We start from the raw sequence: 9,426 nt of genomic DNA, 5'->3' as shown, positions 1-9,426 counted from the left end.
CTCGTCAGCCACGGTCTCGCACACCGTTTCACCGGTCTCCGGATCACGGATCTCGACACCAGCACCCGGCTCGGTTTCACCCGTGACCGTGTCCTTATCGACAACCACACTCGGAGCATCCGGAGCGGTCGTGTCGACCGTCACCGGGGTCTCAGCGGACTCGTTCCCGGACTGATCAACAGCAACCACCACGTAATCGCCATCCGTCACCGGACCGCACGGGTAGTTACCGTTCTCGTCAGCCACGGTCTCGCACACCGTTTCACCGGTCTCGGGATCACGGATCTCGACACCAGCACCCGGCTCAGCAGAACCAGTCACCTTGTCACCCTCAGCAACCGCAGTCGGCGCCTCAGGAGCCGTGACGTCGATGATCTCAACGACCGTACTCTTGGTACCCTTCTCGCCGTTGACCACGAAGGTCAGCGTTGCGATACCGATATCAGCCGAAGTGCCAGTCAATGAAGCAACATACTGACCGTTTCCAGCAGCAGTCACCTCTGTCAGGATGCCGAGGTTGGTTGCGATCTCAACATCATCGCTTCCCGAATCAAGCATGTTGCCGTACTGGTCCATCAGCTGAACAGTGATCAATGACGCATCCCCGGAGTCACCATTGATCGGCGACTTCGAAGCGACGATGGTCGACTGCGATGCGTCAGCAGTTCCAGCGGTGAAGACGATCTGTTTCGACTCACCGATCTGAGCGCCGACGACCGAGGCCGAAATATCGTAGAATCCGGCGATCGTAGACGTCAGCTCCAACGTCGCCACACCATTCGCATTGGAAACGGACGACAGCATCGTGGGCACCGAGGATCCGTTAATCCCAGCGGGAACCGTGAACGTCACGGTCTCGCCAGCAACAGGGTTCCCATTTGCATCAGCGATAGCAGCCTCGGCGGTAAAGATCGAGCCGGCGACCTGGCTAGCCTCCGGGGTGATCTTCCACGATGACTGATCTGCAACGGCATCGCTATTTCCGAATGTAACGCTCGCGGGCGAGCCCGTGATTTCCGAGTTACTTCCGATGTATGCCGAGACCTGATACACCGCGGCCCGTGTCGCGGTCATCTTCAGCACGGCGATGCCGTGCTCGTTGGTCTCCACCGAGACCTCGTCAGCGGACGTTTGACCATTGATACCGGCAGGCAACGCGAAGACCACGTCAACGCCTGCACCGACTGCGTTGCCGAAGGTATCGCGTACTTGTGCAGAAGCGACGTGAGTCGACGTGCTGTCAGCTGGCACGATTCCTTCCGTGACGGTCAGTTCCGAAGAGGAAGCGTCCGCATCAGCAGCGACGAAACCAATGTCTTTGGCGCCTGTTTCGCGTGAGCCACCGACTGGATTGCCCGCAACAGTCGCGTGCACCGTGTAGGTGCCTGCCAGCGTTGCAGTCAGAGTGAAGGATGCCGATCCATCAGCACTCGACGTTGCCGACAGCCCCTCGTTCCCATCGTTGACAGCAGCCGGGTACGACAGCGCAATGTCCGCGCCCTCCACCGCGTTGCCGAACGCGTCTCGAGCAATCACGGTGGCTGTGAAGCTCTTGCCTGCAGCCAGTGGCGACTCGGGAGCGATCGACCACTCCGACGCTGAAGCGTCAACTGTGCCTGCGACGAACGACACGCTTGCGGGAGAACCCGGAAGCTCGCCCGCCCGCACTTCTGCAGCGATCTCGTATGAGCCCGCCGTAGTCGAGACAACCTTCAGAGCTGCCTTTCCTGAAGCATCAGCGGCGATCACGATCTCTCCGGTCTCGCCGGACACCCACGCGCCTGATTCCACCCCCGCGTATGCGACACCAGCAGGAAGCACGAACGTGACTTCCTCACCGGCCACGGGATTCTGGAACTCATCCCGCAGCAGCGCCGAAGCAACGTGCGCATCCTTCTCATCAGCGACCCGGTTGCCCGACGACACCGTGAACGATGAGTCACCCTCAGCGATCGAAGCGCCTCCTGCGGTGAAGACGATGTTTTTCGTCGCACCGATCTGAGAACCTCCGACGGAAGCTGCAATTTCGTACGAATCCGCAATCGTCGAGGTCAGTTGGACGGAAGCAACCCCGTCGGCGTCCGACACAGCGGACACCGTTGTTGCTTCAGAGGCTCCGTTCACCCCGGCAGGGATCGCGAACGACACCGCCACTCCTTCACCCACGCTATTGCCATGGGCATCCGTAAGCGTCGCGGTTGCTGTGAAGGTTGCGCCGACCGCCTGAGAGGTCTCCGGCGAGATGGCCCACGTGGACCTCGACGCGTCTGCGACACCGGCGGTGAACTTCGCATCAAGCGGCCCTCCGACCTGCACAGCGCGACCGCCATCCTGTACGAATGCTTCAAGGGTGTATGTCCCCTTGACCTCCCTCGTGATTCGGGCGGTGTAGGTGCCATCACCGTTGTCGGTGACAACAGAAACATCAACCGGTGCATTCGCATCCTGAGGAGCAATCGTCACCGTTTTGCCCGACAAGGGCAGGCCTGAACCAGCGCCGATGATCGAAACGTTCGCGGTGACTTCCGACCCTCCATCTGCTGCCGCAGTATCGGGGTCGAGTTCAAAGGACGACGCTTCGATATTCACGGCTTCCGAGTACTCGAGTACCAGACGCACGTCGGCACCCAGCGGAACCGAGGATCCGGGGATCGTGATCTTCCCGTCCGCGAACTCCGCGTCCGTGATCTGGTCTCCCGTTACCGAATCAACCACTCGGGCTCCGGAGAGCAGCGCTCCAGCGGGAGAGTCACCGGCAGTCACCACAACATCATTGGACACCGTCGACACCGCGTGCACACCCGACTCAGCGGCGAACCCGCCTTCTGCAGGAACGTTGACCGCAACAGCAGTCGTAGACGGTGCAACCGTCGTCACGTTTGACATCGTGTACGAATAGTCACCAGGGACAGAGCTTTCCACGCCAACACGAGCAATCGCGTTGACGGTCTGCACGTCATGATCCTCAACCTCTCCCGACGTCACCCAAGGCGTCGAAGACGCATTGCCGAGAATACCCGCGTACTCACCGTCGCTGTTATCCGGCTTCAGGATTTCCGCAAGGGAACTGTCGACGCGAACGGTGGAGAACCCGTTCGCACGACCTGCCGTGTACTGGAGCTCGGCCGCGGAGCCGCTCGCTGACATCCGCTCTCCGAAGGCTGAGCGCGGCGAGGCAGTGGCACTCGCCTGCGGCGTGGTCGACCAAGCGCTCACCTTCGCGTTCTCCGCCTGAGCACCCTGGCTGTTCACACGCAGCGAGTAGTCCTTGCCCTGCGCGAGCAACTGCCCGTTCAAGAGACGTGCTTCAGCGTTCAGCTTCAAGAACACACCATCGTCGCTCGAGTGCGAATTGTCGGTCGCGCCGACCAGGTAGGAACCGTTGACCTCACCGATTCGGAGGTCGTTCGCAGCATCGCCCTCAATGGTGACGTGCTGGGGACCGTTTCCATTATTCGCGTTCGAATTCAGCAGACTGTTTCGAGAAAGGTCAGCGGTGGAGCCACCGAACTCGACAACGAAATCCGCGTGATAGGCCACTGCGGCATTGTTGCCGGAGATCTTCACCAGGTCAGCCGTAGATGCGAGATCAATGGTCGTCTCACCAATCGTGCCTAGCGGCTCGTTCACGCCGAAGTTGGAGTCGGTATTCAGAACTGAGATCTCGTTCGTTCCGTCGTTGAACTCCGTAGAAGCATCGATCGATACGACTTCTCCGTTTTTGACCTGATCTCCGGTCGTCATCTGGGGTTGCACGACTCGCGCATAACCGACGCCGTTCGACCAGTTCAACAAGCCCTTATACGAGCCATCCGCTTCGGTCGTCTGATAGCCGACAAGTTTAGCCGTGCCATCTTCCTGGTCGCGGTAGATCGCGACCGTTTGACCGGGTAGTCCGTTGCCAGCAGTGTCAGTTACGACGCCCTCGAACGCAATCGCGCCCTCGGTACCCGCTCCGTCGTAGTCGACTCGCAGTTGCGTTTTCGTAGGGCCGCTGTTCTGAATACCGTACGGGAAGCCCTCGACACGCTGTACCGAATGCGCGAGCGGATCGATCGACGGAAGGTACTGACCGAGATTCGCAAACTGCTCGGATGTGACGATAGCCCGCCCGTCCTCAAACGCGAGCCCCGACTGGTAAGCGCCGATGTCGGTATCCGCAACGGGGGCGCCGGCCCTGTACGTGAGTGGCTTCTCGGCTGTTCCCGTGGAGACCAGAGAGATCCTCCCGGTGTTCTGGTCGACGCGGTACAGGTGCAACGCCCCGATTCTGCCCGACACGCCACTCACGACGTACACGTTGCCCGCCGCGTCCAAGATCATGTCGGTAACCGCGATGCCGGTGTAGCTCATGTTGCCTGCGGCCGTGAAGGTTCGGAAAGCGTTGTCTTCGAGTGTCAGGGGATCCCCGTCAGGGCCCGGCGAGTAGACCAGGTACGAAGTCGTCGGAGTTGGAGCACAGGTGTTCATGATGACGAGCTCGTTCGTGACCGGGTTCACCTCGATGCCGCAGGAAACGGAGTTGACACCGAAAACCTCTGTCGGCCAAGGAATCTCTACCCAGTAGGATTTCCCCTTCTCGCCCGTTCCGAGGTCGTTCGCCGGAGCCCATTTCACGGCAGCAGAGTTCATGTTGCCGAAGTTGCTGATGAAGTCGGGGTTCGTTGAGGCACTCGGACGCGATACTGCGTTGACGAAGTTTCCGCCTCCGTCCGTCTGCAACCAAAGCCCGTCGAGCCCCTTGTTGTTCGCATTCGCAGAAACACCGAGAAGCGAGGCACGGTCGTAGGAGCCGTCGAGCTTCGTAAGTGTGATCGGTTCGGAGGGAGTCGCCTTCGTGCCGATGATGGCGGCGCCGAGACCGCTCAGAGTGGAGGGTCCCCAGGCCGGGTTCTTCCCCTCGGAGTTGTTGACCTGAGCCGTCGAATACACGCCTCCGGCTTGGAGGTCCGCGTCAGCCGGCCAATACAGCGCGCCTGCTTCTGTGCCGTGCTGTTGGGCAGCACCCGCTGCTTGTGCGGGGGTTCCCGGAAGGAACGTCGTAGTCGTGAAAACAGACACTGTCGCGACCAAGGTAGCCATCACGAAAGCTATCGCACGGGATTTCCGGTGCGATTTCTTCTTTCGAGATACTTCACCCCCTGGGCGAGGAAAAGTGCCTAAATATCGATCTTTCATTTTGTTCCTTCCATCTGGGTAATGACAACGGCCTACTACCCCAGCCGCCGCTCGAAACGAGCTAGCGTTGGGCGATCTGGTACTTGACGCGGTAACCGGCATCTTCGGAGTGGCTGAATGACATGCGCACGGCGAGCTCTTCGTTACTGAGCGATACGACGGATCCGATCGCTCCCGATCCAGTGCGGCCCTCGATGCGGAAGCCCGCCTCCTGCAGGTCGGTGACCGCCTGCTGCTGCGCCTCCGCGCTCGCGACCTGCACGGTAACGGACATGAGGTTGCCGTCGGGATCATTGGCGGCAACTCGTTCGCCGTCGGCGATGGGTAGCTGCTGACTGGTTGGAAAACCTTCGGGAAGCGCGACATCACTCGCCTTATTGATGCTGATCAACAGCAGGCCGGCAATGACTGCGATGACGATCGCTGCTGCAGCAGACCACAGGCCGAGTAAGAGCTTGCGCTTCTTGTGCACGACTGCTTCATCAGTCGCCCCATGATCTGGCGCAATTACGATATGTTCTGCCGCGCCAGTAACTCTCGGCCCCTGATCTCTCAGGACTTGCTCCGGTAATTCTTCGATTTTTTCGTTCACCCTGACCCCCTCGTGTGTTGCGCGCGCTCGGCAGGCCAGAGCGCACAGCTGTTTTCAGAATCAGCAACTACTCAATACGTGCACGCGAGGGGGATCGAGTGTATGCGGAACTTGCATAAGGAAGATCCGCAACTTTGAGTACCGGAGGATCAGTCCGGCAGTGCTCTTTCACGAAATTGCAACACGGGCACGAGTGCACTCCGCGCGAACGATTCCCGAGAATTTCGCAGATTTAACGGTCTTCGATCACAGTTGTTGGTCGGTTTCCAGAGCGGAGCTCTTCGAGGCCCGACTCCTCGTCGCCGCGTGTCAATCCTGGAGGTGCGATCGTGCGTACTTGGCGCTCTCGTACACCACGCGTTCTTCGAACCACATCGGCGCGTTCGCGTACCCGCTGCCGAGTTTGATGCGCGAGAAACGGACCTGGTTCCATTCGACCCGTCTAGCGCACGGTGTGCGTCCGGGCGCTGACGACGTGAGGAGCATACGAAACACCGCACCGCGTCGAGCTCTGCGGATTTGCGGGCGGCTGGCGACGTCAGGTTACCGGTCGGCCTTGCCGCTGGGGTTACACCGTGCTGCGGAGGAAGTCGATGCCGATCCGTTTGAAATCTCGCGCGCCTGGCGCGTTGAAATGGTGGCGCCCCTGGATCTCCACGAACGAGCCGTTCGGCAGCTGCGCGGCGAGCTGCTTCGAGTCGTCGAAGATGCGATCCTCGGTGCCGGTCGCGACGAGCACGGGCTGCTGCGGCGGACGCCCCATGTCGGGATTCTCGTCGCCGAACCGCATACCGCCTGCGAGGGCGATGAGCGCTCCGAGATCGTTCTCGGGCACGCGCTCGGCGAGCCTGACGTAGTTCTGCGTGGCCTGGTCCGTGACGGGCGTGCCGTGCTCGAGGTAGGCGTTCGCCTGCGCGAGGTCCAAGCGGCCGAGCGGGCGCCCGTCGGGAATGCCGCCCAGCACGGCTCGCTCGATCCGGTCCCCGAGGTCGACCGCCACGTGCCAGCCGACGCGCGCGCCCAGCGAGTACCCGAGGTAGAGCACCGGGTCGATCATGTACGTGTCGAGGATCGCCTCGACGTCAGAGACCAGGAGCGGCATCTGGTAGTTGCGCGGCTCGACCGGCTTCTCGCTCATGCCATGCCCGCGCTGATCGATGCCGAGCACGCGGAATCCCTCGCGCAGCAGCCCGCCGACCCAGCCCGTGCTCACCCAGTTGTCGCGGCAGCTCGACGCGAAGCCGTGCACAGCCAGCACTACGGGAGCGTCGTCGTCGCCCCAGGTATAGGTGGCGAGGCGGAACCCCTCTTCCGACATCACATACACGGGCTCTGGCATCTCGGGAATCAGCGGGATCGACACCCCTCTATTGTGGCGGGTGCGCCCATCAGGGCTCTTCAGGGCGGGCTCGACGCCTCCGAGCCGCCGCCGTATGCCGTCGATCCGCGATCTACAAGCCCCGCGCCTGGCCCTGCGTGTTGCAGACCGCGGATCCCATGCAGAACGCGACTGTCAGTTCTGCCGAAGAATTTGCTGCTCGTGGATCAATGGGTAATCGATGAGCGCTCGCCCGTCGAGGTCTTCTCGATGCATGTCCACCGCTGTGATCCGACTGTTCTCGTATGTCGTGTAGTAATAGACGCCGGTGTCGGTGTTGCAGCAGGAGGAGTAGATGGTGATCTCGAACTCGTCTGGAGAAACTTCAACGCACCCGCGCTGCTGGGCGACGGATCCGAGGATCTGGAAGAACTGACTGATCGATTCCGACTCCGTTTCCCCGGACACCGAGTTCAGCTTCGTGAACGCGGCTTTGACGAATCGCGACGCGGACGACAGATCGCCGGGCAGGCCGATCGCGCCCATTCCCCGACTGTAGACATCGAACTCCAGCTCATCTGAGAAGTGCGTCTCCGGCGGGTGCTTGGAGAGGTGCATGAAGTTGTTCAAGTTGAACATCTGCATGTCGAACGGAGGATTGTTGGTGAGCACCCCGACCGGGTTGTCGTACACCCTCAGCCCTTCCGCGACGCTCTCCACAGTGATCGATTCGGTCCGATCAGAGATGATCCAGTGCAGCGGCGACAACGGGAAGGTCTCGTTGAACGAGATGTCGACGAGGTTCATCGTTTCGAGCGCCGACTTCACCTCACCCACGGTTTCGAACTGCCCCAGAATCCACGGGATGAACTCGAACGGAGTGATGTTGGTCCGACCCGGCGCCTCGGGGTGGTAGACCGCGTTCCCCGGGAAGTTGAGACCTGCCATGCTGAGGCCCTGTTCGTTCGTCGCGTCGTAGTACAGGGGGTACCCGTCGGCGATCGTCGCCATCCCGATCATGGCGTGATGGGTCACCAACGACTCTGATCTGCGGAATGCGAACGGGAAATTGCGCGGCGTCACGGTGACCGTCTCGTTGTACGAGAACTCCAGGTCGAGGTTGCGACCGAAGTAGTGGTCCCGCGTGGTGTAATTCGCCCCTGTGCACATGCCGTCCTCCAATGTGAGCCCGCCCGTTCCGCGTGGTGCGGACAGCCTACGTCCGCGAACTCCGTTGCGCCACGGGGTCGATGCTCGCGAGGTTTCACTCGACGTAGTCGGATGCCGCACGCTCGATCGGCATCCACAGTTCCGTGGTCGCGGTGCTGAAGTCCTCTGCGCGATCGACGACCGCGACGATCGAGGGCCCCTCTCGCAGCCGCCACGGGTTCGATGGGAACCAGTCCGTCGCCGACGCCGCGTAGCTCTCCTGCAGCGCGGCTGGGTACGGGCCTGTCGCTCGGAAGACGACCCAAGTCCCGGCGGGAGCCTCGATCACATCAAGGTCGTCGGGCGCATCGGTCGCATTCTCGACTGCGACGCCGTGCATGTACGTGAGCTCACTGCCCTCCTCGAAGTCGGGGCTGACGTCCGCACTGATCTGCAGCAATCCCCCGGGCTCGCAGTTGCTGAGCGCTTTGAGGCGTTCATGCTCCCCATCGGGCATGGATGCAATGTGCTGCTGAATGTGGGGGTTCGCGCCGTCGTGGATGAGCGGGACGCGTGCGGTGTGGCCGACGAGTCGAAACGCAGGTCGTTCAGCGAGGCGAGTGTGCATAGTGGTGTTCCCTTCGACGGTCAGGCGCAGCCGCAGCTGAGGTTGCGCGCGAAGGGGACCGCCATGCTGCCGCACGTGAGCGGCGCTCACGCCGTGCACCGCGCGGAACGCCCGGTTGAACGCTTCAGTGGAGCTGTAGCCGTATCGCACCGCCACGTCCAACATGCCCGTCTGCTCGATCACTTCCGTCGCGGCCACCGTCATGCGACGCCGACGCACATACTCGGAGAGCGGCAGCCCGGCGAGCGACGAGAACATGCGCCGCAAGTGATACTCGGTCGTTCCCAGCGCGCTTGCGAGCTCCGCCACGTCGAGGTCGTCCGTGAGGTGCGACTCGACGTGATCGATCAGCGCATTGAGTTCGGTGATCATGGCGACCCCCTTCCAGAACGAGTCTGCCGAACCGCGGCAGGACGCATCCGATAATCCCGGTCCGATGCGATCCTACGACGCGCGATTTCTCACCGCAGGACGCTCATGCGCCGTGCTCCGTGCGCCGTGCGCCGTGCAGGTCCGCGAGGAGCGAATGAACCACTCCGCTCTACTGCGGACGCACGGAAT

Annotated in this window: 5 protein-coding genes; all 5 read right to left on the bottom strand. The window is 61.6% G+C overall.

The features are described from left to right. On the bottom strand, window positions 1-5,082 hold a 5,082-nt coding region (locus tag JSQ98_RS11810; RefSeq protein ID WP_211649851.1), incomplete at its 3' end, for an invasin domain 3-containing protein. Window positions 5,083-5,239: 157 nt separating this feature from the next. Beyond that, window positions 5,240-5,770, bottom strand: coding sequence for a hypothetical protein (locus tag JSQ98_RS11805; RefSeq protein WP_211649850.1), 531 nt, complete (start codon window positions 5,768-5,770; stop codon window positions 5,240-5,242). Window positions 5,771-6,338: 568 nt separating this feature from the next. Continuing rightward, complete coding sequence (locus JSQ98_RS11800; RefSeq protein ID WP_346728785.1) at window positions 6,339-7,133, bottom strand: alpha/beta fold hydrolase; 795 nt, start codon at window positions 7,131-7,133, stop codon at window positions 6,339-6,341. Between the two features lie 150 nt (window positions 7,134-7,283). After that, window positions 7,284-8,258 carry a choloylglycine hydrolase gene (gene bsh, locus JSQ98_RS11795; protein WP_211649848.1) on the bottom strand — a complete coding sequence of 325 codons (975 nt, stop codon included), beginning with the start codon at window positions 8,256-8,258 and terminating at the stop codon, window positions 7,284-7,286. Between the two features lie 94 nt (window positions 8,259-8,352). Next, complete coding sequence (locus JSQ98_RS11790) at window positions 8,353-9,237, bottom strand: AraC family transcriptional regulator (RefSeq protein ID WP_211649846.1); 885 nt, start codon at window positions 9,235-9,237, stop codon at window positions 8,353-8,355. Window positions 9,238-9,426: the final 189 nt, after the last annotated feature.

This window comes from Leucobacter manosquensis, from assembly GCF_018304845.1.
Classification (GTDB): Bacteria; Actinomycetota; Actinomycetes; order Actinomycetales; family Microbacteriaceae; genus Leucobacter; species Leucobacter alluvii.
The sequence above is the reverse complement of the archived record's forward strand: the minus strand, read 5'-3'. Positions and strand labels throughout refer to the sequence as shown.

Coding starts and splice junctions, on each gene's coding strand:
- JSQ98_RS11790 (WP_211649846.1), bottom strand. CDS start 9,237: ATGATCACCGAACTCAATGCGCTGATCGATCACGTCGAGTCGCACCTC.
- bsh (WP_211649848.1), bottom strand. CDS start 8,258: ATGTGCACAGGGGCGAATTACACCACGCGGGACCACTACTTCGGTCGC.